This is a genomic window from Chryseobacterium sp. 2987, from assembly GCF_031456375.1.
GTDB lineage: Bacteria > Bacteroidota > Bacteroidia > Flavobacteriales > Weeksellaceae > Chryseobacterium > Chryseobacterium vaccae.
This window is the reverse complement of record NZ_JAVDUN010000004.1, coordinates 348,945-375,664: the sequence shown is the minus strand read 5'-3', so window position 1 is coordinate 375,664 and position 26,720 is coordinate 348,945. Positions and strand designations below refer to the sequence as shown.

Genomic DNA, 26,720 nt, shown 5'->3' with positions numbered 1-26,720 from the left:
AGGTTGACTTGTGCCAACCTGTGTAAAAAATACTCAGGTCTATTATGAAGGTGCGTAAAATATGTACAGGTCAAATTGAATGCTGTACAATTTTTTGTACAACAATTTTGATCGTAAATATATAACGTAAAATTAAATGATGAAAACTAATGAAGACTTCAATTAATTTCAAAGCAGTCAAATCGGACTCTGAAACTCATAATTTCAGGAAGAAAACTTTCGATTACATCCGCAAAGATCTGACACCAAAGAATGAATATTGGTTGGAACAGAAAATAGCCGACAGAATACAAAAAATAGAAGCCTATTGCAAAGAAAAATCTGGAAGAAAATTACAGAAAAATGCAATGCCGATTCGGGAAGCTGTTGTTGTTATCAAAGAAAGCACGACGATGTTGGAACTTCAAAACTTAGCAAAGAGACTGGAAGAAGAATTGAAAATTCGTGTTTTTCAGATTGCCATTCATAAAGACGAAGGACACACCGATAAAGATACGAAAAATTGGAAACCAAATTATCACGCTCATTTAGTAGCTGACTGGCAAGATTTGGATACAGGTAAAACACTCAAACACCAATCCTTCCATTATTCAAAAATGCAGGATTTGGCAGCAGAATGTTTGGAAATGGAAAGAGGTATTTCAGGTTCTTTGGCAAGATTAGAAGCGGTGGAATTTAAAATCAAGAAAAAGGAAGAAGATTTGAAAATTTTGGAAGAACGATACAGTCAAATGCGACAAGAGTTGGAATCTAAAAGATCCGAGGAGTTTATTGTAAAAGAATCTGATTTTCTGGGTTTTCAGAAAATAAAAACGGATAAAACCATTGAAAACTACAAAAAGGCAATAAAAACAAATAACATTCAACTCCTCAAAAACAAAACAGAATTGGAATCTAAAGAGAAGCATATTGCAGAACTGAAAACTAAAATTAAATGTCTAAAAAAAGAAGTTTTCTTTTTCAAAAACAAAAACTCCTCACTCCTGACTAATCCAAACGCTTTTGCTGCTGAAAAGAAAAAATATTTGGAATCTGTTGAAATTACATTAAAAAAAACCATTCTACAAGAAAGTATAAAAATCCAGAATGTGCAAAATCTAAAAGATGCTGAACGAAAAGATAAAATGATTGAGATATTGGAAAAAACATCAAAAGAAAATAACATTCCTTTTTCTGCTTTTGAGGAGGTATTTAATGATTTAAATAAAACAGCTTACTTTTTGAATTTGTTAGTCGGTGGAATAAATAATAAACAAATACAAGAAGTAGAGAATGTTCAAAAAAACATAAAGCCAAGATGGTAATTGTGCTTATTATTTAATTCATAAATAAAGTAAGTTATTGAAAAATGTTATGTAAAAATCGATTGTATTCTAATCTGTAATTGACTTTTCATTACTATTAAACAAACATAATTCTTTTAAAAATATTTTTTTTTGAAAAACTCTACAAAAAATTATTTTGTGAATTAGGAATAAAATTCTATATTTGCAATATGATATTTGAAAAACTCTACAATGATTAAAATTACCAAAACAAAGTTGCAAAACATTTGTGCTTTAAGTTTCGGGCAATATATAAAAGCATCTAATAAAAAGGGGATTCCTTATCTGCAAGTGAAAAACTTTTCAGACAATGGAATGTATCTGAATAATGTAGATTCTTATGTAAATGCTGATGAAATTTCAGAAAATATCCTTCTTAGACAGGATGAAATTCTTTTTGTAAGCAAAGGAATGAAGTTTTTTGCTTTTAAATATGATAAAGAGATGGGAGACGCTGTTGCTTCTTCTATTTTCTATATTATAAAAGTAGATTCAACGGTGGTTTTACCAGATTATGTGACGTGTATTTTAAACCACTCCAAAAGTATTTCCTATTTTAATCAGATAAGCGCAGGAAGTTCCATTCCATCGATAAGAAAGAAAGAGTTGTTAGATTTTGAAATTCCTATACCTTCGATGGAAATGCAGAAAAAAATTGTAGATATGTATAAAATTCATAAAAAAGAAATAGAAATTCTTGAACAGTTGAAAGAAAAAAAACAAGTGCTGTTCAGTCAACTCATTAATAATTTTAGCAAATAATATGGAAACAAAACTAACACAACAAGATATTAATAGAATAGTTTGGAAAGCTTGTGATTCTCTAAGACCTGTAATGGGAAGTGGCTCTTATAAAGATTATATTTTAACCTTGCTTTTCGTTAAATATTTATCTGATGTATGGAAAGAGAAAGCCAATGAATTAAGAATAAAATATGATGGTAACGAAGATATGGTAAAACGCCAATTAAAACGTGAGCGTTTCTTTTTACCTGAACAAAGTTCTTTCGATTTTTTGTTTGAAAACCGAAACGAAAGCAATATTGGCGAATTAATAGACATTGCATTAACGAAATTGGAAGACGAAAACCGTTCAAAACTGGCAATGGTTTTTCGTAGTATTTCCTTTAATTCGGAAACGGCTTTTGGTCCAACTAAACAACGTAACCAAATCTTGAAAAATCTTTTAACAGATTTATCAGAACTTAATTTAGAGCCTTCGCATCTTGCAAACAATGATGTGATTGGCGACAGTTACGAATATTTGATTTCGATGTTTGCGGGTGAGGCAGGGAAAAAAGCTGGTGAATTTTATACACCTTCAGAAGTCAGTACATTATTGGCTAAATTGATAAATCCCCAATCTGGCGATCGAATTTGCGATCCTGCTTGTGGTTCTGGTTCTTTACTCATCAAAGTGGCAAAAGAAATCGAAGGTAAAAATTATGCGCTGTACGGACAAGAAAATAATGGTTCTACTTGGGCTTTAGCTCGTATGAATATGTTTTTGCACGAAGAAGATAATGCTGAAATCGCGTGGGGAGACACCTTGAACAATCCTCAACTAAAAGAAAAAGATGCACTAATGAAGTTCGATATAGTAGTTGCTAATCCTCCTTTTTCTTTAGATAAATGGGGGGCAGAACAAGCTTCGATAGATGAATTTAACCGCTTTCACAGAGGTGTTCCTCCTAAATCTAAAGGAGATTACGCATTCATTAGCCATATGATAGAAACTACTTTTGAAGATAAAGGAAAAGTAGGGGTTATTGTTCCACATGGTGTTTTGTTTAGAGGAAGTAGCGAAGGTAAAATCCGGCAGCAACTCATTGACGAAAACCTTCTGGAAGCAGTGGTTGGATTACCAGCCAATTTATTCTTTGGAACAGGAATTCCTGCGGCTATTCTTATTTTCAATAAAGCAAAAGGCAATAATACTAATGTCTTGTTTATAGATGCCAGTGCAGAGTTCGAATCGGGGAAAAACCAAAATAAAATGGCAGATACTCACATCGGAAAAATAGTGGCAGAATTTAAAAAATTCAAGTCTTTACCTTCTTTAGATAGCGAAGACGGGGAAGTTTTGACGGAAAAATTTTCCTATCGTGCTACCTTAAAAGATATTCAGGATAATGAGTATAACCTGAATATCCCTCGTTATATCGACACTTTTGAGGAAGAAGAACAGGTGGACATAAAAGAAGTACATACCGAAATTGTGGATCTGAAAAAACAATTAGCCGAAACCGAAGCAAAAATGGAACAGTATCTTAAAGAATTAAACCTTATTTAATTTTTTGTTTATGAAAGAGTCTGAAATTATTTTATATACGACACCTCAGGGAAATGTTAAAGTTGAGATACGCTTTGAGGAGGAAACTTTTTGGCTTACACAGAAGAAGTTAGCAGAGCTTTTTAATGTAGAAGTACATACAATCAACTATCACTTAAAAGAAATTTTTAAATCAGGGGAATTAAATGAAAATTCAGTTATTCGAAAAATTCGAACAACTGCGACAGATGGGAAAACGTATCTGACCAATTTCTATAATTTAGATGCTATTATTGCAGTAGGTTATCGTGTAAATAGTTATAATGCTACACAATTCCGTATCTGGGCAACCAATACTTTAAAAGAATTCATCGTAAAAGGTTTTGTGATGGATGATGAGCGTTTGAAGCAAGGTCAAAATTTCGGGAAAGATTATTTTGATGAATTATTAGAACGCATTCGTTCTATCCGTGCTTCTGAACGTAGATTCTATCAAAAAATCACCGATCTATATGCAGAAGCTAGTATTGATTATGATGCAAATGCACCTATGACCCAAACCTTTTATAAAACGGTGCAATACAAATTGCATTGGGCAATTACAGGTCATACCGCTGCTGAACTCATTAGTAAAAGAGCTAACGCAGCACTACCCAATATGGGCTTACAAACGTGGAAAGCTGCTCCCAAAGGCAAAATCATCAAAACAGATGTGTCGGTTGCCAAGAACTATCTGAATGAAGAAGAATTAAAGTCATTAGAACGTATTGTGAGTATGTATCTGGATTATGCAGAAAACCAAGCTTCTCGTCAAATACCTATGAAAATGGAAGATTGGATCAGTAAACTAGATGCTTTTTTGGGCTTTAATGAGTATCATATTCTTACTGATGCTGGAAAAATTTCGGCAGCAGTAGCCAAAAAATTAGCTGAAGCAGAATATGCCAAATTTGCTCCTGTGCAAGATCAGAATTACATCTCCGACTTTGATAATGAGATAAAAAAACAATTAAAAAATAGTAAATATGGAAAGAAATGAAATTGAACTTTTAATACGAAAATTAGAACAACTAAATTCTGATGCTCATACTCATAAATTCTACTCGGAAAAGGGTAAAAATAAAAAAGAGAGAGCAGATGCAGAAAGAAATTTAGGTTATGTAATTGATGAGCTCAAATTTCTAATTAATAAACATCAGCTTTTTAAATTAGTATATGGAGAAAATAGAGCACCGCAGGAGGTTTCTGAATATTTTATGACTTTGATAAAGTATTTTAAAGATGATATCAGAGACATCATTACCAAACTTAAGGAAAAATTAGATGCAGCAAAATAATCAAAAATACAAACAAACGCCCATCGGTCTTATTCCCACAGATTGGGAAGTGAAGAAGTTGGGGGAAGTTGCAAGATTTATAAATGGTAAAGCCTATAAACAAGAAGAATTACTGAATGAGGGCAAGTATAAGGTTTTAAGAGTTGGAAACCTTAATACAAGTACAGAATGGTATTGGTCAAATTTAGAGTTAGGAGAAGATAAATATGTTAATAAAGGAGATTTAATGTATGCTTGGTCTGCTTCATTTGGACCTAGTTTTTGGAATGGCATAAAAACAATTTATCATTATCATATTTGGAAAGTAATGCCAACAATAGCAGATAAGCGCTATCTATATCAGTATTTACTTTTTGATACAGATAAAATGCTATCATTAAAGCAAGGTGGAACTATGTTTCATATTACAAAATCTTTCATCGAAGATAGAAACTTTTTCCTTCCTCCTCTTCCCGAGCAACAAAAAATCGCGGAAATCCTTTCTACTTGGGACAAAGCCATTAATAATTTACAATTAATAATTAAAAAAATAGAATTAAGAAATAAGGCGTTGGCGTTTTCGCTTTTAACAGGCAAAAAGCGGGTGAAAGGGTTTGAGGGGAAAGAATTTAAAAAATCATTTGCTAATCAAGTTTTCAAAAGTGTATCTGTTAAAAATAATACAGAAAATGTAGAGCTACTTTCTGCTACTCAAGAAAACGGAATTATACCTCGAAGTTTATTGGAAACAAGAGTAACTATGCCAAGTGGAAGTTTAAATACATATAAATTAGTACAAAAAGGAGATTTTGTAATTAGTTTAAGATCATTTCAAGGTGGAATTGAATACTCAGAATACACAGGAGTTGTGAGTCCTGCGTATACAGTTTTGAAGCCGATAAATCCAATAAATGATAATTTCTACAAATATTATTTTAAAAGTAGAGATTTAATTGGTCGTTTATCTGTTGCGGTTATAGGGATACGTGATGGGAAAAATATTAGTTATGATGATTTCTCTACTATTATTTTACCCAATCCTTCTTTAGAAGAACAAACCGCTATTGCAGAAATTTTAAACACCGCCCAACAAGAACTGAAACAATATCAAGAAAAATTAAAAGCCTTACAGCAACAGAAAAAAGGCTTAATGCAGCAATTATTAACAGGAAAAATAAGAACAGTGTAAAAAAATAATACCATTAATCCAATCACAAAAACTATTAATTATGGCAAAAAGTAGATCTTTTTCAATTTATTTACTCAAAGAAAATTACAATCCTTCAAATTCATTAAAAGAAGGACATACATTAGAATTATTACAGGAGGAAGATACCAATCTCCCTGAAAAAGCTGTAATGTATATTTCCGACAGACCCGTTAATACGCCTTGGTGGAAATCCTATTGGAATATAGATAAAAACCTTATTCAGACTCAGAAAGGAGCTTTAGTGTTTTTGAAATTGAATGAAAATTGGGTAGCCTTAACTTTCGGCTCCACTTATCATCAATTGAAAGATGAAGCTTTTGAATATGATTTTGGTATAAAAACCACATTAAATGCATTAGATCCTAAAAAAATCAAATCAACAGATATTTTGCAGCCTGAAAATGCTAAAAGACAACGCGTACAAAGTCCAACAGCATCTGAACTAAATTTTTTTCAGTTGAATAATGATGAAACTATTTTGAAGAAAATGACAGGGGCTGTAAGGCAGGAATACCAAGAACTATTTAAGAATATTACAGGAGGAAATAATATTAGAGTTTCGTCAAACTTACAAGCCGATGAAATAACAGAATTGTGCGAGGAACTAATAATTATATATAATAAGGAAGATTATAAAACAAGTTTCCCAGAATTACAAAACATTGTTCCGGTTAAAGATCCTACCGTATTAAATCAGTTAAACAATATCTTAGTAGAAGCTTTTAATCAAGATCCCGCACCAATGGAATTGGTCTTGGCTATACCTGAAATTTTTGATTATGAAACAGATTATAAAGTAAAGTATTCTGGAGAAGGAAAATCAGATTTAGAATTTGCAGATGTTTATATTAAAGGTTATAGAGAGTATTTATTGGATAGACAAGTTGAGGAAATCAATTCAGTAGAAAAGTTTCTATCTCATAAATTAAAAATTGTAGATGATAACGACATACTTATAAAAGAGTATTCAATATATAAGAGTATTTTGTTTGACTGTGAATACAATGATAATGTTTATCATTTGTGTGATGGAGAATGGTATTTAATACAAAAAGATTTCATTCAGAAACTTTCAGATATTTTAGATCCTCTTTTTATAACAGAACACAATTATCTCCACCAATGTGACCACAAAAGAGAAGATGAATACAATAATTCCGTAAGAGATACCTTCACAGAAGTCATCTGTTTAGATAAAGAAAACATATCTCCTAATGGTCAATACAAGGTTGAACCTTGTGATTTAATATTTATTGATAATGATTATTTGGAATTAGCACATATTAAGATTTCGACAAGATCGGCAAGTTTAAGCCATCTCTTTAATCAAGGAGTAAATTCTGTAGAACTGTTACGAGTAAATGAAGAAGCTCAAAATAAACTGTTAGATCTTGTTCAGGACAATGCAAATATGGAATCATTTATCCGAGAAGGAAAATATCGTGTAAGCTATGGTATCATTTCGAAAAAAACGAATAAAAAATCAAATGGATTGCCTGTTTTTTCTCGTATTAGCCTATTGAGAATTGTCAATACATTTAAAATGATGAATATTCCTGTTCAGATTTTTTACATTTTTGATAACATAGACAGAAAAAAATTAGAAGAAGATACAGAGGATTAAAAAAATAGTTATGACACCATCCTACATAGAAGACCACATTAGCCAATTACCAGCCTTGCAAATGCTGATAAAAATGGGCTATACTTATATTTCGCCAGACGAAGCCTTGCAACTTCGTGAAGGCAGAAAAACGAATGTTTTGTTGAGAGATATTTTGAAAACGCAACTTCAAAAAATCAACAAAATTGAGTATAAAGGACAAACCCACGACTTTTCGGATACCAATGTAGAATTGGCGATTAACGAGTTGAAGGAACTTCCTATGCATTTAGGATTCATTAATGCCAATCAGCATTTTTATGATCTCATTACACTCGGCAAAAGTTTTGAACAAACTATTTATGGTGACCGTAAAAGTTTTTCTTTCAAATACATCGATTGGGAAAATCCAGAAAACAATACCTTCCACGTTTCCGAAGAATTTGCCGTTATGCGTTCTCATCGTTCAGACACCTATCGTCCAGATATTGTGCTGTTCATTAATGGGATTCCAATGGTAGTAATAGAATGTAAATCCAACGCCATAAAATCTCCAGTAGAAGAAGGAATTTCGCAACACCTGAGAAACCAACAGGAAGACGGAATTCGGGATTTGTATGTTTATTCCAACGTATTGCTTTCATTGGCGGTAAGTGATGCCAAATATGCCACTACAGCAACACCTGCAAAATTTTGGTCGGTTTGGAAAGAGAAATTCACCAATGCTAAAGAAGAAAATACTTTCTACCAAAATCTCCACGATCTAAAACAAGCCGAATTACCCAAAGACATTCATACCGAAATTTTTAAAACAAGATATTGGAGTACCATCCGATATTTTCAAGAACTCGGCAAATTAGAATTGGCAGTTACATCACAAGACCAACTGTTGTACAGTATTTGCCATCCAAAACGCTTGTTAGAATTGGTATTTCGTTTTATTCTTTTCGATGAAGGGATTAAAAAAGTAACCCGATACCAACAATATTATGGGATTACCAAAACCATCAAACAAATTGAAAAAACAGATCTTAGCGGGAAAAGAAAAGGCGGTGTAATCTGGCATACCCAAGGAAGTGGGAAATCGCTCACAATGGTAATGCTTGCCCAACAAATCGCTTTGAGTAAAAAAATCAAAAATCCTAAAATTATCTTGGTAACCGACCGTGTAGATCTCAACACACAGATAACAGAAACCTTTCAGAAATGTAATATTCCTGTGGAAGAAGCGGCAACGGGAAAACATTTAATAGAATTGATGAAAAACAATTCGGATGCAGTCATTACCACCATCATTAATAAATTTAAAGCAGCGGTTAATCAAGAGCCTGAAGGATTTAGTTCTTCCGAGATTTTTGTGTTGATAGACGAAGGACATCGCAGCCAATACAAAACATTCAATGTAAAAATGCAAAAAACTTTTCCAAATGGTTGTTTTATTGCTTTTACAGGAACGCCTTTAATGAAATCCGAGAAAAATACGGCGGATAAATTTGGTGGGGTAATAGATGAATACACCATAAAAGATGCGGTGGAAGATGGTGCGGTAGTTCCTTTGTTGTACGAGGGAAGACATAATTCAATTACTGTAAACGAGAAACCTTTAGACAACTTTTTCGATAAAGTTTCTGAACCCTTAACAAAATATGGTAAAGCAGGACTAAAAAGAAAATACAGTTCCAAAAATGCCATCAATAAAGCAGATCAAGTTGTCTATGACAGAGCTTGGGATATAAGTGAACATTTTGTAGGTTTTATCCAAAATACAGGATTTAAAGCACAGTTGGTTGCTCCTAACAAAACAACTGCCATTTTATACCGAAAATACCTGAATGAAATAGGAAAAGTATCTTCTGAAGTTGTCATTTCTGCTCCTGATACGAGAGAAAATTATGATGATGCTTTTGAAGAAAATGAAAACTTAGTTCAGTCTTTCTACAAATCAATGATGGACAAATACGGCACGCAGGAAAAGTATGAAAAATCAATCATCAATGCTTTTAAATATCAAGAAAATCCTGAGATTATTATTGTAGTAGATAAGCTTCTTACGGGGTTTGATGCTCCCAAAAACAGAGTATTATACTTAACGAGAAGTTTGAAAGAACACACTTTGTTACAAGCCATCGCAAGAGTCAATAGATTAGCAGAAGGTAAAGATTATGGTTTAATTGTGGATTATTATGGGAATTTAGAAAACCTTGATAAAGCCATAGAAATCTATTCGGGTTCAGACGAAATGAATCCTGATGATGTAAAAGGTTCTGTTACGAATGTGAAAGACATTATCAAGGATCTTCCACAAGTACATTCCGAAGTTTGGGATGTTTTTTCTGCCATCAAAAATAAATACGATACAGAAGCCTATGCTGTACATTTAGGAGATGAAGAGCAACGTCATCTTTTCTATGAAAAACTATCCAAATTCATTAGATTGTTTAGCTTGGCAATGGCAACTATTGAGTTTAATGATGTGAAAAATGATATGGTTATTGAAAAATACAAAAAAGACAGCAAATTTTTTATTCAGTTAAGGATAGATGTAAAACGCAGGTACTTTGACCAAATAGATTATAAAGCCTATGAAGCTCAGGTTCAGAAATTAATAGACAAACACATCACCACCGATGGAGAAATATTAAAAATAACCGAGCCTATAGATATTTTTAATAAACAAGAGCGTGATAATGAAGTGGAAAAATTGATAGGTAAAGCAGCTAAAGCAGATCACATTGCAGCACGTACTTCAAAGGGGATAACCATAAAAATGGATGAAGACCCTATATTTTATAAAAAACTGTCTGAACTGATTAAAGAAACCATCCTAGATTATAAGCAAAGCCGAATAGATGAAACAGAATATCTCCATAAAATTAAAGATATTGAAGAACGCTTCCTAACGGGAAAACAAGACGATGTACCAGCAATAATTGAAGGAAACAAAATAGCGGTAGCATTTTATAATTTTATAAATGCGAAATTGTTTACATTTTTAGGAGATAGATTGCAAAATGCTGAAATTGCTTTAAAAATTCAAGAATTAATAAAAAATATAACTAGAGAAAACAATAGAGCTATCGTTGACTGGAAGTTGAACAAAGAAATTGAAAAGCAAATTTGGAGTGAATTAGATGACTATTTTTATAGCTTATCATTGGAAATGGATCATCAAATTCCTTTTGATATTTTAGATGACTTTGTAGAAGAAGTGATAAAAATAGCTAAAAAGCAAATGGATTAGTGATGAAGATAGAATATAAGTACGGCAAGAAGAATATCGAAGCAGAAGTTATTTATTCCGACAGAAAGACGATGGATTTACGAGTTTTTCCCGAAGGTAATATTCTGATTACAGTTCCGGAAAATACGTCAATGGAAAAAGTTATAGAAAAAGTAAAACCAAAATCTAAATGGATTTTGCAACAACAACGCACATTTGAATTGTTCAGACCTTTTGCCAAAGAAAGACTATATATTCCTGGAGAAACCCATCGTTATCTAGGAAGGCAGTATAAATTAGTAATTAATAAAACGAAACAAAATAAAACCAATATTAATTTAGGGAAAGGTTTGTTTACCATTACAACTAAAAATGATAATGTAGAACAAATCATTCAAAAATTTTATAAAAGTAAGGCGGATATTATTTTCAAGGAATTGCTAGATCAATTACTTTCTCAGTTTCCACAGTTTAATACTTATGACATAAGACTCACTCATCGGTTTATGAAAAAACGTTGGGGAAGTTGCTCAATGAATGGCAATATCATATTGAATACAGAGTTGATAAAAGCAAATAAGGCTTGTATAGAGTATGTTATCCTGCACGAGTTTTGTCATTTAATACATCCTAATCATTCAAAAGATTTTTATAAAACATTAACAGAAATATTACCTAACTGGGAGAAAATAAAACTGAATCTAGAACGGAGCTTAGCATAGTATGATTAGATTATAGAAGTCAGACTATATCGTGGCTAATAAACTTTATTTATTTTTCCCTAAAGACTCATTTTCAGTTTGAAAATATAAAAAGAGCCCACGCCGTTGTATATACAGTAAGTATTTAGTGAGTGTTTCAAGACCTCACCCTGCGGGTGTACAAGCACCCTCTTATTTTTCTATCCAATGATTAATTCAATACCTGCTTTTTCAGCTTTGTATCTTATTTTGGTCTGCAACTCATAATAATTCCAGTTGCGAAGTACAAACCCCTGTTCCTTAGCAATCCCAATTTTGTCCTCCTGATTTTTAAGAATCAAAGTTCCTGCCTGTTGTTTGATACAGAAATTAATCAACTGCCGACTGTACACGTGAAGACGATTGCTTACGTATCTGCTTTCCAAATTCTCTGTTTTATACAATGCCTTTTGTTTGCGTTTAGCTCCTTTTCCGGAACGGGCGTAGGTAATACTGTCTTGAATCCTTTTTTGACTTGCCTGAATGGCTAGCCTTCGATACAAAAACTCTTCTTTTGTACCAATATTGATTCGTACATTGTTGGCTTTTGCTACGATAGGATGTTCAAGAGAAAGGGAAGCTTCTGCAATGATTTCAGGTTTTAAATAATATTTTTCCTTTTCAAATTCAAAAACTGCAAGCCAGAAGATTTTCCTGTCTTTCACTTGGATCTGTGAGGTGCAAAGCTTTATCTCTTCTTTTAACAGACGTTCCATTATCACTCGCTTATCAGTGTAGTCTTTTCCTAAGTATGTTTTGACAGGAATTGCAAACATATTGAAACAAAACGCTTTCGTTTCTTCGTCATATCTCATTTTGCTGATGCATTTAACCGGAAGTGGGATTGGAATGTCTCTTTTATAATTTCTCAATGATTTTGTTCCCTGCCAATAATCAGCTTTGTTTTTAGAGAATGTAGATTGAATCGTATTGTTAAGGCTTCCCAGAATATCTGTCGGGATTTCCCCTTTGAATCGGTCAAACACCATTCGTGCCGTAGTGCCAGTTTTCGAACGGTCAAACAATCCCATCTCATCTTTTTTTTCATCAGCTAACTTGTATTGTATTCCTTCAGTGAGATAAAAGAAATCTTTGATCATTTCCTGAACAAACAGGTGGGAAGCTATTAAGTTTGCCGCTCGGAAGCATCGGTTCTGATACCGATAAAGTTTTTCCCACATTTCATTCTTCTGATCCGATGGAACATTAATCAGCAACTGAATTTTTCGGGTAAGTGTCATCGTAGATTTCTCCATATCAAACAGGTATTTCAGAGTTTTTCCGATTTTGTAAATATTGATAGGCACATAGAAACTCTTGATGCACTTCTTTTTCAGAAAGTTTGAGTTCCCGTGCAATGATTGCAAATGAAGATTTTTTCTCGAATCTTCTTTTCATAATTTCAATTTGTTGACTGCTGAGCTCATCTTGTTGAGCCTTATTTTTCTGAGATTTAATAGTTATCCTGTCATTAGAACTTTCCTTTAGGATTTTCCTTAGATCATCTATTGCCCTATTTATCTCATTGCTTATATCTTTAACACTGCTTCCCATTGCTTCTGCAATAGGTTTGTATCGAAAGCCGTATTGAAGGCAAAGCTCGATTAGATGCTTTCTTTTTGGATTTATTACGTTTAAGACCTTATTGACTTCATCAAAATCTTTTTGATCGGACTCCTGCTGAAGTAGATGTTCTTTGTCTTGCAGAGGATCATATCCTACAAGATAATCCTGATAATTTTCAAAACTTTCAAGTGAAGCCGTTAAGCGAGCGAATTTATTCTTTGGGGTATTGAAATACGTTATGCAGTCTCTTTTCAGAACAAATCGCAAAAAACCAAGAATGTGATTTGGAGTTTCAATGGAATCACGATATAACCATAATTTAAGAAATGTATCTTGCACAAGTGTTTCCACAACAAAATCATCCTCGAGCATTTGTTTCCCTATCCAAAAAAGAAGCCTCTTATATCGTAAATGAATATGTTCTAATGAGGCTGGATTACCTTTTTTCAGCAGTTCGTATAACTGATGGTCTGTGAGTTTTCGGGGCAGAGAGTTTGCTCTTTTCATAAGCAGTGTATTTGAGCTGATTATAGCTTGAAGAACTGCTTCGATTAATAAGATGAATTCTCTACATCATTATAAATACTCACTCACTACATATTGCCAAAAAAGAAAGGCGTGGAACTCAACTTACCGACTGGTGGTACTGGTATACCCGTGTACGATAAGTGAGCCCACGCCGAAGTCGTGGGCACATTTACTTATCTTCTCGTACACATAAAATTACCAGTTTTCCAGTCGAGAATCTAAGCAATAGCTTCGATTATTATCATTGAAGTATTGCAAAGTTACCTTTATTGTAACTTATTTAGCAAATATAAGACATTTTTCTTAATGTAGGTTAATTCGACTACATCAATTTGTTGAAATCTCATCAATTTGTCTATTTAAAGTTAACCGAAATGGATAAATTAGAATTTAGAGTAGCATTTGGTAAAAGAGTTGAGATATATAGGAAAAAGCTGAACTTGAGTTATAGAGAGTTGGCGCAAAAATGTGATGTAGATCATAGTAATATTAGTAAAATAGAAAAAGGTGAAGTAGATCTAAGAATTTCTACTATTCAAGAATTAGCCAAAGGTCTAGATGTGCATCCACAAGAACTATTTGATTTTAAATTAAAGTAAGAAAATTACTTTTTAACAATTTTTAAACTAATAAATTAATAGAATGAATAAAACATTAAAAACAATTTTGATCATAATTAATATTTTAATACTATTTGTAGCTGGCTACTGGATATATACTAAAAAGAATGATCCTGAACCAATAGCCGTATTTTTAGCTCAAATTGCGACTTTATTTATGTTATTTTTTGAAAACTCAATAACTAGAAAATTTGAAGCAGGAAATCTTCTTGATTCTGAATTGGATATTGAAAATAAAGATGATGTTAAAATGAAAGATATTACTAAATCGAAAGTTAAAGTAAAATAGGATGGGCATTATAGGCTTTTTTAAAAACATTTTTAATCAAAAAAAATATTCTTTTGGTAATGTTACAGAATCTGAAATAAATATTTATGAAAATTGTGAAATTAATGAAAAGCCCTCATTTGAATTAGATGAGAGTTGGTTTGAAACTCTTTTTAATAAACATTATACTAAAGATATCCAATCTAAATACGATTCCTCACTATTTGTTGATCAGAATCAAGGAAAAGCAATTAGTTTATTAAATGAAATTAAATTTAATGAAAGTTATATTTCTCGATATAAAAATGAATTAAGAGTATTATCCGAATGGTTAGATAAGTTTCCTAAAGAATACCAGGAGTTAAAAGAATTTTTAGCTGGTGAATCTATCGATATTAACATAAAATCTAAACAGTACATTCAGTTAGAGTTATTATTAAATAAAATTGAAGAGATAAAAGGGAAGATAAATGAACAAAAAGAAATTCTAGAAAGGGGAATAAATAGTGATGTATTGTTTTTACCAGTAGTAGCCTTTGAAGATTATGAATATGCATTTGGTTTCGATTATAAAAATATAAAAGAATATGATGAAGATCTAAAATTTATTAATAAAAAACCATCTTATGACTATCCTATAGCAATTGTATTTAGAAGACAATCTGAAATTCTTTCACAAATTAATTTATTAAAATCAATAAATGTTGATTTTTTTAATAGGATTAAACTAATACACGGAAAAGCAGGAATGGGAAAATCTAACATTTCAGCTTTTTTGGTTAATTCATTAAAAGATGAAAATCATCCAGTAATTTTAGTAAAAGCAAAAGATTTTAGAGGAAGTCCAGACGAATTCAATAGAATTTTAATGGAACAGTTGTTAGTTCCCCCGGGCTATTCTCTTGAAGAAGTTTTAGAAAAGATAAATATTTATGGAAAAAGATTAAATAAAAGAGTTGTCTTAATTTTTGATGGCTTAAATGAAACGACATTCGAAAATCAAGGATTTAGTAAGATATGGGAAAATAATCTAGATAATTTTATTAACCTGTTATCTAATCATAAATACATTTATTTCGTTGCAACACTTAGAACTTCATATATATCTAGGATTTGGGCGAATAATCGAATTCCACATTCAAATTTTGAATTAAGAGGCTTTAATAGTAATAATTTAAAATTAGTCGTTAGTAAATATTTTAATCACTATAGAATTGTTTTTGATCAATTAACAGAGGGTGATATTTTTTATTTTAAGACCCCTTTATTAATTGATTTATATTGTCAAATGCTAAATCCCTCAAAAGAAGTTGATGTTGAAGCTATTTTTGGATTAAATGGATTTAAAAGCGTTTTTGAAAGATATATTTTGAATCTTTCACATAAAGTTAAACAAAAACTAAGTTTAGGAACAATTGATCAAGTTAGTGATGGCATTAATAGATGCTCAAATGAAATGATTAATAATTTAGAGGCAAATATTCCTATAATGGATTTTTACTCTTTAATGCAAAATCAAAATGTAACTAATGTAAACGATACAATTGGGAATGAAATTTTATCGGAATATTTAATTTATTTAGATGAAAATTATAATGGAAGAGATGTTGTAATTCATACGCAACAAGAAGTGGGAGGTTATTTGCTCGCAAATAAACTAATAAGCAACCACGGATCTGTTGACAATGTTGTAAATAGTGATTTTTTTAAAACAAAAATTGTAGGAATAGTTGATCCTCTTCATCAATTAAAAGATGATATTCTTAAATTTTTATTAATTGAAGCAAGTGAAAATTCTCAAATTTACGAGATAGAAAATGCTATAATAAAACGATTTACACTAGTTACATTACAAACTGAAAAGATAAATACTAAAACATTAGAATTAAGTAAAAAATTAACAGGTAAATTAAAATCAAAAGATGAAATAAATGATATTCTCACTGGTCTTAATTCTAATTTCTTTGATCCAACATCACCTTTAAATTTTAATTTTGTAAAGGAGCAACTATTATTATTAGATAATGATTCTTTTGAATTTACCTGGTCAAGATCTATATACGATAACCATTATGAAATAGTTAGTCTACTAAATAAAATTTATGAAGAGGATTTATTAAATCAGAATGTAGAAAAAAGAGAATTATTGATTGAATTTTTGATATTGCTTTTTGAAACTACAATACGAGAATTACGAGATCAAGTGTATGTTTTATTACTAAACTTTTATTCAAATAATCCAAAGTTGATTTTTGAAAAAGTCATTGAATACTCTTCAATCAAAAAACCTTATGTTTACGAACGTTTAGTTTCAATTTGTTATGGGATTACTTTAATACATCAAAATAGCGATGAATTTGTTAACACTACCTTGAAAAATAATGTAAATAAAATTTACGAATTGCAATTTGGCAAAAATCCTAGAAACCCAGTCTATAATTACATAGTGATTGATAGTATAAAGCATTTAGTTGATTTTGCAATTTTTAAAGAAGTTTTCGTGCTAAGTGAAGAAGACAGTAATGATTTTAACAACTATAAATTTGAGTTAAATAGTTGGTTTGATATTGACGATGAAGATAGAAAAACTGTAGAAGATATTTATTTGCATTGGTCTTTGGACGATAATCCTGATCCATTGCGGGGGGATTTTGTTCATTATACAATTCCCCGATTAGAAGAAAGAGATAGTGAAGATAGGCTAGATAACGTTGCGAATATTTATAAAAGAATAATCCAATTAGGATATTCACAGGAAATTGAAAATTTAAATGAACAAGAAATAAAATTTCGTAGAGGAGAGGCTATCTATGGCGTTGAAGATAAAATTGATCGATTAGGAAAGAAATATTCTTGGATTTCTTTTTTTGATTATGCGGGTTATTTACTAAAAGATGGTAGGCTGAAAGCGTGGTCAGATGATGATTCTTATGATAAAAAAAGGTATGATAGATTAAGTGATGTTGACATTGAAATATCTCATCCTAAACCATTAGTTTATAAAGAAAAGCTTTATAACATTGATTTATTTGCTCATTCAACGAATATGCAGGATTGGGTTTACACAGAATTATACGACTCGTTAAATTCGTTATATGAGAATGGCGAGTTTACACTGCTTTCAGGTTTCATCAATCAAAGACCTGATAAATCTTATGAAAGTAGATCATTTTTAATGATTGAGTCCTTTTTTATTAAGAAAGAAACAATTAGTGGAAACATAAAAGATATTTTTAATCGAAATTTTAATTGGCGAAATGATGTCGTTAACAATAATAGTTCTTTGACAAAAATTTATTTTGGTGAACTATATTGGGCAGATAATATTCCGATTGATGAAATGGAATGGCATAACCTTCCTTTGATTGAACAAGAGGAAGTGGATTATATTGTAAAACCTTTAGATTTTTTTAGTAATCCTGATACTTATAGTGTAGATGATATTGGTACAGTAATTAAAAGAAAACAATCTAAGCAAATTGCTTTTCAGTATGAACCTACTGTTGTTGGGTATTTGTGGGAAAGTGATTCTAAAGTAATTCCTACAATAAGTTCAACCATTCCTACAACAAATATGGGAAAACAACTTTCTTTAAAAGCAGATGTTCCTAATCTTCAAATATTAGATGTAAACAATACTCTTGCTTTTAAATCTTACGATTACGAGGAGAATTACTACGATCAAAATTTTGAGTATTTTAGGACTGATTTATTGAAAGAATATATGGCTAAAAATGATTTGTTATTAGTATATCAAATTAAACAACATACTTACGATAGAAATGCTGGGGATAAATCTGGGGATTTTAGAGGGATGAAATTTTTCTTATCAAAATTATGCAAATAAAAGACGAAGAAAATTAAGTATTTAGGACTAGCACCTTAATTGGCATCTGAAATTAAAAAACCCTGTAAATCAGTAATTTACAGGGTTTTAAGTGGAGTTGGAGGGATTCGAACCCTCGTCCAAACAAGCAATACATAAGCTTTCTACATGCTTATTCTACCATTGGTTTTCGACTGGAGGCAGAGGGCAGACACCCAACTTCCAGCTTATCTTCTAAATTTTCGTGCTTTAGCCGAAGTTTCTAAAACCTTATTTCCGCATTCCTATATCCCAGAATCAAACGCCGCAGAACAGAGCATTTGTGGAATATCTTGCTTCCCTACTGAAATCTTCGGGAAAACGCTTGATCTACTATACTTCGATATTAAGCTGCAAGAGCGAACTCTTCGTTGCCAGTTAAAATTTTGTAGCAAGGGATTATAGAGATCGCGCTACGGTTCTCTGCATGCTTACTTACCCATTGGTCTTGCTGTCGAAACCAGTCAACCCCATGAATAAAGTGACTGCAAATATAGAATATTTTGTTTAAATACCGTTAATATCGGCCATTGCTTTTTTTAATTATAGTAATAAGGGGAGGATTCTGATTCATAGGGGTGAAACAAAACTGCCGACATTCATAGATTGTCGGCAGTTGTATAAAAGTTAATCCCTGTTTTTTAATAATATCCAGCCTGATGTTTCTACAGGCTTTTTACTGATTTTATCTTCCCAGAACAAACGGTACCAGTAACTGCCCGTAGGAAGTGGGGCATTAAGATATTTACCATCCCATATCGGATTTTTAGGAGTGACCTTGAAAATCGATTTTCCGTATCGGTCAAATATACTTCCTTCAAAGTTTCCATATTTGCTGATGATACTGAAATCAATCACATCATTAATGCCGTCATAGTTTGGAGTGATAACATTGGACATGAAAAACGTATAATAAGTTGTATTCGTTTCGCATAATGCTCCTCTGTTTCTTACTTTAATAGGATATTGAGTATTTCTGAGTACGTTGGTGAATATATTGGATGACTGCCATGTTACCCCTCCGTCTATGGAGTACTCTGCCGGAAGGTTTCCACTGTTTTTGATATTGATCGTTAAGGTATTGTCCTTATAAATAATATTCAGGATTTCAGGCGTAACAATATACCTTACCGTAGCAGTGAATGTTTTTGAGCAGACTCCGTTGCTTATAGTAACTGAATAATTTCCTTCAAGCTCTACATTAATGGTCCGGGTGGTTGCTCCTGTATTCCATAAATAAGTGTAGTTAGGTCCGGATCCTGCATCCAGAATAGCTTTGTCTCCTTTACAGATTTCAATGTCATGTAGGGTTGAAACAATTTCAGGAACAACATTAATTGTTATTGTAGCCGGCGTCTGGGCAGCGCATCCATTAACTCCGGTTCCGGTTACCGTATACGTTGTGGTTGTAGTAGGTGACACTGTCTGCGTGCTTCCGTTGCCTGGAATACCTGTCCAGGTGTAAGTAGCAGCCCCTGTGGCAGTAAGAACCACAGATTCCCCAAGGCAAATAGTAAGTTTAGGTGCAGAAATAGCAATAGTAGGAGGGGTTATGTTTTTGGTAACCACTACTGAAGCCTGGCTGGTACATGCTAAAGGTGCTGCACTTGTAATGGTAAGAGTATAAGTTCCACCATTATTAACGGTAGGAGTCAAAGTACTGCCTCCTGAAATAATAGACCCTCCATTAGAAGCTGTCCATAGGAATGTGGCTCCGGGCTGATAGATTGAAGCTGTTGCATTGAGTGTGATTTGCGGGTTGGTGCAGGTGATCTGTGCCGGTGGAGCAATATTTACAATGATGGCATTATCCATAGTTACGACTACGGATTTTTGATATTGGCAGCCGGCAGGTGTTGTAGCGGTAACAGTATAAGTGCCGGGTATAGTAATCGTATTAGAGGCTCCATTTACTCCATTTGACCATGTAAATGTATTTCCTGTCCCCTGTGAAGAGGCGGTCAGTATAGTTGAAGATCCCGGGCAGAAAGAAAGATTTCCGGAAACCTGTAAATTCGGATTGTTTTCTGCCGAAATGCTAATGGATGCCGGTGCGCTTGAGCACAATCCGTTTGCCCCCGTTAAAGTGTAGGTGCCGGGAGCTGTAATGGTGATGGATTGGGTTGTTTCTCCTGTGGACCATGTGTTTCCCGTTGCATTGCTTGAAGTTAAAGTGATATTCCCTCCATAGCATATCGTTGTAGAAGATGCGCTGATCGTTGGCACAGGGAATTGAGTAACGGAAAGCTGCAGCTGGGCTACTTTAAAACAGGTTGTTGATTTTACACGGACATAAATGGTAGCATTACCTGAATTATAGGTTGTTGGGTTCGTAATGGTATTCGCATTTCCCGCAATCGCATCTGCCTGATTCACATAATAATCAAAACTTACAGTTGAAGTTGTGCTGATATTAGGTTGTGCTGAAGTAAGATCAAAAATAGCTGTTGCCGTATTGGAGCATTGGCTCAAACTTGAATTCTGAACAGCAGGAACAATGCCTTGTGCTACCGTAACAGATTTCGTGTACTGGCAGTTGGCGGGCGTTTTCACAGTAACAGTATAAGTTCCCGGAGACGTTACAGTAATCGCTGGTGTTGTTGCTCCTGTAGACCAGGTGTAGAGGTTTCCTGTCCCCACCGAAGCAGCTGTAAGTTGTGTGCTGGTTTGGTCACACAGTAATAAATTTCCTGTAATGGTCACATTCGGGTCGTTCTCTTTATTTATAGTAACTGAAACGGGAGTACTGGTGCAATTTCCGCTTGTATTGGTCAAAGTGTAGATGCCTTCGATTGTAACGGTGATCGATGGGGTTGTTGCTCCTGTAGACCAGGTGTTTCCAGTGCTGATGCTTGATGTGAGGGTAACATTCCCTCCGTAGCATATCGTAGACGAAGATGCTGTAATGCTCGGTGCGGTCGATTGCGTAATATTTAATTGCAATTGTGCAATTTTAGAACAGGTTGCTGATTTTACCCGGACATAGATCGTTGCATTACCTGAATTATAGGTTGCTGGGTTCGTAATTGTATTCGTATTTCCTGCAATCGCATCTGCTTGATTCACATAATAATCGAAACTTACATTAGCTGTTTGGCTGATATTGGGTTGCGATGAGGTAAGGTCGAAAATAGCTGTTGCCGTATTTGAACATTGGCTCAAGCTTGAATTCTGAACAACAGGAACCACACCTTGTGCTACCGTGACAGATTTCGTGTACTGGCAGTTGGCAGGGGTTTTCACAGTAACCGTATAGGTTCCCGGTGTTGAAACCGAAATAGTATTCCCCGTTGCTCCTGTAGACCAGGTGTAAGTGTTTCCCGTTCCTGTGGAAGAAGCGGTAAGCTGCGTGCTGGTTGATTCACAGAGTACTAAATTTCCTGTAATACTTACAGCGGGATCCGTATCTTGAGTAATCGTAGTAGAAACCGGAGCGCTCGTACATGTTCCATTGGTAGTTGTTAAAGTATAAGTCCCCGGAGAAGTTACTGTAATAGAAGGGGTAGTAGCTCCAGTAGACCATGTATTTCCTGTGGGGTTGTTAGAAGTTAAGGTAATGCTTCCTCCCGGGCATAAAACAGTGGCCGAAGGTGTTATTGAAGCAGTAATACTTTTGTTTCTGAAAACAATGGCATTGGTCTGTTTGCAGGCATTGATCGTACTTCCAGGGCTGTTTGGATCTTGATAGTTAATATTATAATAGTAAGTATTGGTAGTGTTTACGGTGGTTGGAGCTGTGATGGGATTCGTTCCGGTAGCCGCATTATTGGCATTGTTAAAATAAGTAACCGTGAAATTGGGATTTCCGTTTAATATTCCTGCTGATAAAGAACTGAAATCGAAAACGGCTGTATTTCCGCAGATTGGGATTTCCCGCGGTGAATTGGCATTCGGTCCCGGAGCTCCCGGTGGTATAAATGGATTGGGAGCTGCAGACGAATTATTGAAAGGTGAAACAAAAGTAGCAGTACCTCCCCATGTTAAATTAAATGTATAAACAGTGGTCGACCAATTATCTACATATAAATAATAGGTCTGCCCGGCGAGTACATCCATATATTTGCAATACCTTGGCTGGCCGAAGCCTCCGGGTACGGAAGTCTGTGTGCTGCTCATATTCAGTCCTGTAGCTCCGTTTTCCCCGGAGGCATTACAGCGGATAGGGGTTCCTCTGTTGGAGCAGGTTACATTCGGGCCATAAACTGCCCAGTCATAATCGACAGGTCCTGTTGGGGTGATGTCAAAGGTAAGGGTGCCACTGGTTGCAATGGTAAATTTATACCAGACTGAATGATTTTCATATGAAAGACATCCTCCTAAATTTTCATTAATATTTCCTATTCCTGATGGTGTGTAATTGATATTGGAGTTTCCACATACCGTGATCGCTGAAATGCAGTCTTCCTGTGCGGTAAGAGATAGGTAAAAGAGTGCTAGTATAGTAAAAAGTATTTTTTTTAGCATATCTGGAAGTGTTTTTTTAAAATGACTTTTATTGATATAATCTGCTGTTACTTAGGGCGGGTAAAAAAATAAAAAGCTGAGTTGAGAGGAAGAAGGTTATAAATAAGAGTAATTATTTTTTCATGGCTGTTTTGTTTTATTATTTTTAAAAATCCAAATTTAATCAAAATATGATTATCTTAATGTTTTATTATTTTATTTTGAATAAATTCATAATTTAACTTTAAATATTAAATGTATTTCATTGATTTGGATATTGATTTATTGTTTTTATAATGTTTTTAGTTGAAATTAAAACCCATTATCTTTTTTTACTGGATATAATTTTGTTGTTTAATGAAAATATATTACTTTTGCAATCCAAAATGAGATGTAAAATATGTTAATAATTCCAGTAAAAGATGGTGAATCCATCGACAGAGCTTTAAAAAAATATAAAAGAAAATTTGATAAAACAGGTACAGTTCGTCAATTAAGAGCTAGACAACAGTTTATTAAGCCTTCTGTAACTTTAAGACAAGCTAGACTGAAAGCTGCTCACAAGCAGAGAAATCTTAGCAAAGAAGAGCAGGCTTAAGAATTTTCTTAAATCGCATACATTAATTCACTTCTTAAATACGTATATTTGAGAGGTGAATTTTTGTTTTTATACCCTACGTAAATGCTATATAAGTTTTTAGAATATTTACAATTCGAGAAGAGGTATTCTCCTCATACCATTACAAGCTATAAAAAAGATCTTGAAGATTTTTCTTATTTCTTCCTCAGAACAGAATCTTCAGATGACATTTCCAAAGCTGACAAAAAAGTAATCCGGAATTTTATCATTGAATTAAGCGAAAATGGAATTTCAAAAAGAAGCATCAACAGAAAATTATCATCTCTGCGAAGTTTTTATCTTTTCCTTTTAAAAATAGGAGAAATTAAAATTTCTCCGGCAGAAGGGATGTCTTCTCTGAAGTTTTATGCTGAAAAACAGATTCCTATGTCACAGGAGGAAATGCAGGATCTCAATGACCGGATATTTATAGAAGTACATGATATTCTCGAAAGATGTATTATGGAAGTGTTATATCAGACCGGAATCCGGAAAGCAGAACTTTGTGGCCTGATGTTTGAGTATGTTAATATAAGCGGAAACGAACTGAAAATAATAGGAAAAGGGAATAAAGAAAGATTTATTCCGATTTCCGAAGGCCTTTCGGAGCTGCTTGAAAGTTATCTGGAAATAAGGAAACCTACGGACGAACATAAAACCTATTTTTTTGTCAATAAAAAGGGTAAAAAACTCAATGAAAAATTTGTTTATGTGGTAGTTAATAAGTACCTTAGTCTTGTAACAACAAAAGAAAAAAGAAGCCCTCATATCCTGCGGCATAGTTTTGCTACACATGTTCTGGATAATGGGGCGGAGATCTCCAAAGTAAAGAAAATATTAGGGCATTCAAGTCTTGCAAGTACTCAAGTCTATACGAATGCTAATATTGAACAATTGAAAAAAGTGTTTAATCAGGCTCATCCTAGAGCGTCTAAAAAAGAAGAATTATGAAGATCACAGTACAATCAATTGGTTTAACTCCACACGAACCACTAGAATCACACATTGACAAAAAAGTAAGCAAATTAGATACCTTCTATGATAAAATTCATGAGTGTAAGGTTTTTCTGAAAGTTGAAAATAACGCCGATAAAGCGAATAAAACAGCTGAAATTATTTTAGCGGTTCCGGGAGACGATATTGTAGTAAAAAAGACATCTGCCAGTTTTGAAGAAAGTCTAGACCTTTGTGTTGATACTGCTAAAAAGCTACTAATCAAGAAAAAAGAAATGGCGTAGTAAAAAAGTTTAAAAAAAGTTATAGAAAAATTTGAGAATTCAAAAAATCCGTTCTATATTTGCACTCGCAAAAAGGGAACAGCGATCTTTTGAATTCTTTTTTATTAAATGCTTCCATAGCTCAGTTGGCCAGAGCACGTGATTTGTAATCTCGGGGTCGTGGGTTCGAATCCCTCTGGAAGCTCAATTTAATATAAAATATCTGGGGAGATTCCAGAGTGGCTAAATGGGACTGACTGTAACTCAGTTGCTTCGGCTTCGTAGGTTCGAATCCTGCTCTCCCCACATTTTATATTAGAAAAAAAGTTGCAGGATTAAATAGTTTTTCTTAGTTTTGCACAGCGTTTACCAATAGTTTTGGAAACAAAATTGCGGAAGTAGCTCAGTTGGTAGAGCGTCAGCCTTCCAAGCTGAATGTCGCGGGTTCGACCCCCGTCTTCCGCTCAAAATATCACTCAAAAAGGGTGATTTTTTTTCACTACTGAAATGCGTAGAGTAGAGTTTCTCCATCGCTTTCAGTCGAAATATTAAAATGCCTCCATAGCTCAGTTGGCCAGAGCACGTGATTTGTAATCTCGGGGTCGTGGGTTCGAATCCCTCTGGAGGCTCAATTTAATATAAAATATCTGGGGAGATTCCAGAGTGGCTAAATGGGACTGACTGTAACTCAGTTGCTTCGGCTTCGTAGGTTCGAATCCTGCTCTCCCCACATTTTATATTAGAAAAAAAGTTGCAGGATTAAATAGTTTTTCTTAGTTTTGCACAGCGTTTACCAATAGTTTTGGAAACAAAATTGCGGAAGTAGCTCAGTTGGTAGAGCGTCAGCCTTCCAAGCTGAATGTCGCGGGTTCGACCCCCGTCTTCCGCTCAAAGAAAATCACGCTAATCAGTGTGATTTTTTTGGTTCAATGCCGACTTAGCTCAGCGGTAGAGTGCTTCCTTGGTAAGGAAGAGGTCACGGGTTCAAGTCCCGTAGTTGGCTCACTATCATCCCGGATTTTTTCGGGATTTTTTTATGCCTGCAAGCCAGAAATTAATAAAAAATATTCTTCCCAAATTTTGAAACTGACCCTTTATCTTTTGTGAGTTTATAATCTGTATTATTCCATTTACAGCTTAAAATTTAATTAAAACTGTCTATCTATTTTTTATGGATGATCCGGGACCATAAAATTTTCGTTAAATTCGTGTAAAATAAATTTTGATGAATATTCTTTTACTGGAAGACGATCTTATTCTTTCTGCGGAGCTTTGCAGATTTTTAGAATCAAATAATTTTACCTGTGATAAGATCTATGACGGAGAAACTTTTCTCCGCCAGATTAAGAACAATACCTATGCTCTATATCTGCTCGATATCAATGTTCCTAAAATAAATGGACTTGATGTCTGTCAGACTATTCGTTCCTTTGATAAGAATACGCCTATCATTATTATTTCGGCTTATGGCGATATCTCCGATAAAAAGGATGCTTTTACCCGTCTTGCAGATGATTATCTCGTAAAACCGTTCCAGTTTGAAGAGCTTTTACTGAGAATGAACTCCCTTCTAAGAAGAAAAGCGCCGTCAGATACCACAGATCAGGATATTATTCGGGTAGATGATCTGATCATTAATAAAACTGAGCAGAAGGTTTACCGTGCAGGGAATGAAATTGCCCTTACCCTGAAAGAATTCCAGCTGCTGGTTTATCTGGCCGAAGCACAGGGGAGAACCGTTTCCAAGCAACAGATCACTGAACATGTATGGGAACATAACTTTAATACGAATACCAACACCGTAGAGGTTTATATTAACTTTTTACGGAAAAAGATTGATAAAGATTTTAAAATTAAACTTATTCATACCCGTTCAGGATTTGGATATTATTTAAGCCCGTTATAATA

Annotated in this window: 19 protein-coding genes, 7 tRNA genes and 1 other RNA gene; 23 read left to right on the top strand and 4 right to left on the bottom strand. The window is 33.6% G+C overall.

Annotated features, from left to right (window positions below; translation table 11 throughout):
* Positions 1-149: 149 nt before the first annotated feature.
* The 9 genes from J2Y40_RS14500 (at position 150) to J2Y40_RS14460 (ending at position 11,668) form a co-directional block, all read left to right on the top strand.
* Positions 150-1,304: a hypothetical protein gene (locus J2Y40_RS14500; protein ID WP_309999691.1), complete on the top strand. Its 1,155-nt coding sequence runs from the start codon at positions 150-152 to the stop codon at positions 1,302-1,304.
* Positions 1,305-1,517: 213 nt separating this feature from the next.
* Positions 1,518-2,087 carry a restriction endonuclease subunit S gene (locus J2Y40_RS14495; protein ID WP_309999690.1) on the top strand — a complete coding sequence of 190 codons (570 nt, stop codon included), beginning with the start codon at positions 1,518-1,520 and terminating at the stop codon, positions 2,085-2,087.
* Between the two features lies 1 nt (position 2,088).
* On the top strand, positions 2,089-3,618 hold the full coding sequence (locus tag J2Y40_RS14490; protein ID WP_309999688.1) for a type I restriction-modification system subunit M: 1,530 nt from the start codon (positions 2,089-2,091) through the stop codon (positions 3,616-3,618).
* Positions 3,619-3,628: 10 nt separating this feature from the next.
* Entirely contained in the window at positions 3,629-4,636 is a 1,008-nt protein-coding gene (locus J2Y40_RS14485; RefSeq protein ID WP_309999686.1) for a virulence RhuM family protein, read from the top strand.
* Positions 4,623-4,934 carry a hypothetical protein gene (locus tag J2Y40_RS14480; RefSeq protein WP_309999684.1) on the top strand — a complete coding sequence of 104 codons (312 nt, stop codon included), beginning with the start codon at positions 4,623-4,625 and terminating at the stop codon, positions 4,932-4,934. Before J2Y40_RS14485 ends, J2Y40_RS14480 begins: the two co-directional genes overlap by 14 nt.
* Complete coding sequence (locus J2Y40_RS14475) at positions 4,921-6,102, top strand: restriction endonuclease subunit S (RefSeq protein ID WP_309999682.1); 1,182 nt, start codon at positions 4,921-4,923, stop codon at positions 6,100-6,102. The genes J2Y40_RS14480 and J2Y40_RS14475 overlap by 14 nt, the downstream gene beginning before the upstream one ends.
* Before the next feature lie 40 nt (positions 6,103-6,142).
* Entirely contained in the window at positions 6,143-7,747 is a 1,605-nt protein-coding gene (locus tag J2Y40_RS14470) for a DUF6119 family protein (RefSeq protein WP_309999680.1), read from the top strand.
* A gap of 10 nt (positions 7,748-7,757) precedes the next feature.
* The gene (locus J2Y40_RS14465; RefSeq protein WP_309999678.1) at positions 7,758-10,967 is read left to right on the top strand and encodes an HsdR family type I site-specific deoxyribonuclease; all 3,210 of its coding nucleotides are present in this window, start codon (positions 7,758-7,760) and stop codon (positions 10,965-10,967) included.
* Positions 10,968-10,969: 2 nt separating this feature from the next.
* Positions 10,970-11,668, top strand: coding sequence for a SprT family zinc-dependent metalloprotease (locus J2Y40_RS14460; protein WP_309999675.1), 699 nt, complete (start codon positions 10,970-10,972; stop codon positions 11,666-11,668).
* Positions 11,669-11,847: 179 nt separating this feature from the next.
* Here the strand turns inward: J2Y40_RS14460 and J2Y40_RS14455 are convergent, their stop codons facing one another.
* Positions 11,848-12,942, bottom strand: coding sequence for a hypothetical protein (locus J2Y40_RS14455; protein WP_309999672.1), 1,095 nt, complete (start codon positions 12,940-12,942; stop codon positions 11,848-11,850).
* Between the two features lies 1 nt (position 12,943).
* A complete protein-coding gene (locus J2Y40_RS14450) occupies positions 12,944-13,759 on the bottom strand; it encodes a sigma-70 family RNA polymerase sigma factor (protein ID WP_309999670.1) in 816 nt (271 codons plus the stop codon).
* 395 nt (positions 13,760-14,154) lie between these two features.
* On the opposite strand from J2Y40_RS14450, the gene J2Y40_RS14445 reads away from it, so the two are divergent.
* The 3 genes from J2Y40_RS14445 to J2Y40_RS14435 are packed head-to-tail and all read left to right on the top strand — an operon-like array spanning position 14,155 to position 18,515.
* Entirely contained in the window at positions 14,155-14,379 is a 225-nt protein-coding gene (locus J2Y40_RS14445; RefSeq protein ID WP_309999668.1) for a helix-turn-helix transcriptional regulator, read from the top strand.
* A gap of 43 nt (positions 14,380-14,422) precedes the next feature.
* A complete protein-coding gene (locus tag J2Y40_RS14440) occupies positions 14,423-14,689 on the top strand; it encodes a hypothetical protein (protein WP_309999666.1) in 267 nt (88 codons plus the stop codon).
* Between the two features lies 1 nt (position 14,690).
* Complete coding sequence (locus J2Y40_RS14435) at positions 14,691-18,515, top strand: ATP-binding protein (protein ID WP_309999664.1); 3,825 nt, start codon at positions 14,691-14,693, stop codon at positions 18,513-18,515.
* Between the two features lie 89 nt (positions 18,516-18,604).
* Here J2Y40_RS14435 and ssrA read toward each other — a convergent pair.
* Positions 18,605-19,005: a transfer-messenger RNA gene (gene ssrA / locus J2Y40_RS14430) on the bottom strand.
* 155 nt (positions 19,006-19,160) lie between these two features.
* Positions 19,161-22,997, bottom strand: a complete 3,837-nt coding sequence (locus tag J2Y40_RS14425) for a T9SS type B sorting domain-containing protein (protein WP_309999662.1) — start codon at positions 22,995-22,997, stop codon at positions 19,161-19,163.
* Positions 22,998-23,376: 379 nt separating this feature from the next.
* Here J2Y40_RS14425 and rpsU point away from each other — a divergent pair, with 379 nt between their 5' ends.
* The 11 genes from rpsU (at position 23,377) to J2Y40_RS14370 (ending at position 26,718) form a co-directional block, all read left to right on the top strand.
* Positions 23,377-23,574 carry a 30S ribosomal protein S21 gene (rpsU, locus tag J2Y40_RS14420; protein WP_062697349.1) on the top strand — a complete coding sequence of 66 codons (198 nt, stop codon included), beginning with the start codon at positions 23,377-23,379 and terminating at the stop codon, positions 23,572-23,574.
* 84 nt (positions 23,575-23,658) lie between these two features.
* A complete protein-coding gene (locus tag J2Y40_RS14415; RefSeq protein ID WP_153395858.1) occupies positions 23,659-24,546 on the top strand; it encodes a tyrosine-type recombinase/integrase in 888 nt (295 codons plus the stop codon).
* Positions 24,543-24,833, top strand: a complete 291-nt coding sequence (locus J2Y40_RS14410) for an HPF/RaiA family ribosome-associated protein (RefSeq protein ID WP_153395856.1) — start codon at positions 24,543-24,545, stop codon at positions 24,831-24,833. Before J2Y40_RS14415 ends, J2Y40_RS14410 begins: the two co-directional genes overlap by 4 nt.
* 110 nt (positions 24,834-24,943) lie before the next feature.
* Positions 24,944-25,017 (top strand) — tRNA-Thr (locus tag J2Y40_RS14405).
* 20 nt (positions 25,018-25,037) lie between these two features.
* Positions 25,038-25,118 (top strand) — tRNA-Tyr (locus J2Y40_RS14400).
* A gap of 86 nt (positions 25,119-25,204) precedes the next feature.
* Positions 25,205-25,277, top strand: a tRNA-Gly gene (locus tag J2Y40_RS14395).
* A 90-nt stretch (positions 25,278-25,367) separates the two neighbouring features.
* Positions 25,368-25,441, top strand: a tRNA-Thr gene (locus J2Y40_RS14390).
* A 20-nt stretch (positions 25,442-25,461) separates the two neighbouring features.
* Positions 25,462-25,542: transfer RNA gene (locus J2Y40_RS14385), tRNA-Tyr, on the top strand.
* 86 nt (positions 25,543-25,628) lie between these two features.
* A tRNA-Gly gene (locus J2Y40_RS14380) sits at positions 25,629-25,701 on the top strand.
* Between the two features lie 42 nt (positions 25,702-25,743).
* Positions 25,744-25,815: transfer RNA gene (locus J2Y40_RS14375), tRNA-Thr, on the top strand.
* A gap of 222 nt (positions 25,816-26,037) precedes the next feature.
* Positions 26,038-26,718 (top strand): response regulator transcription factor, encoded by a 681-nt coding sequence (locus J2Y40_RS14370; RefSeq protein WP_153395853.1) that lies wholly within the window; start codon positions 26,038-26,040, stop codon positions 26,716-26,718.
* The last annotated feature ends 2 nt before the right edge of the window (positions 26,719-26,720 follow it).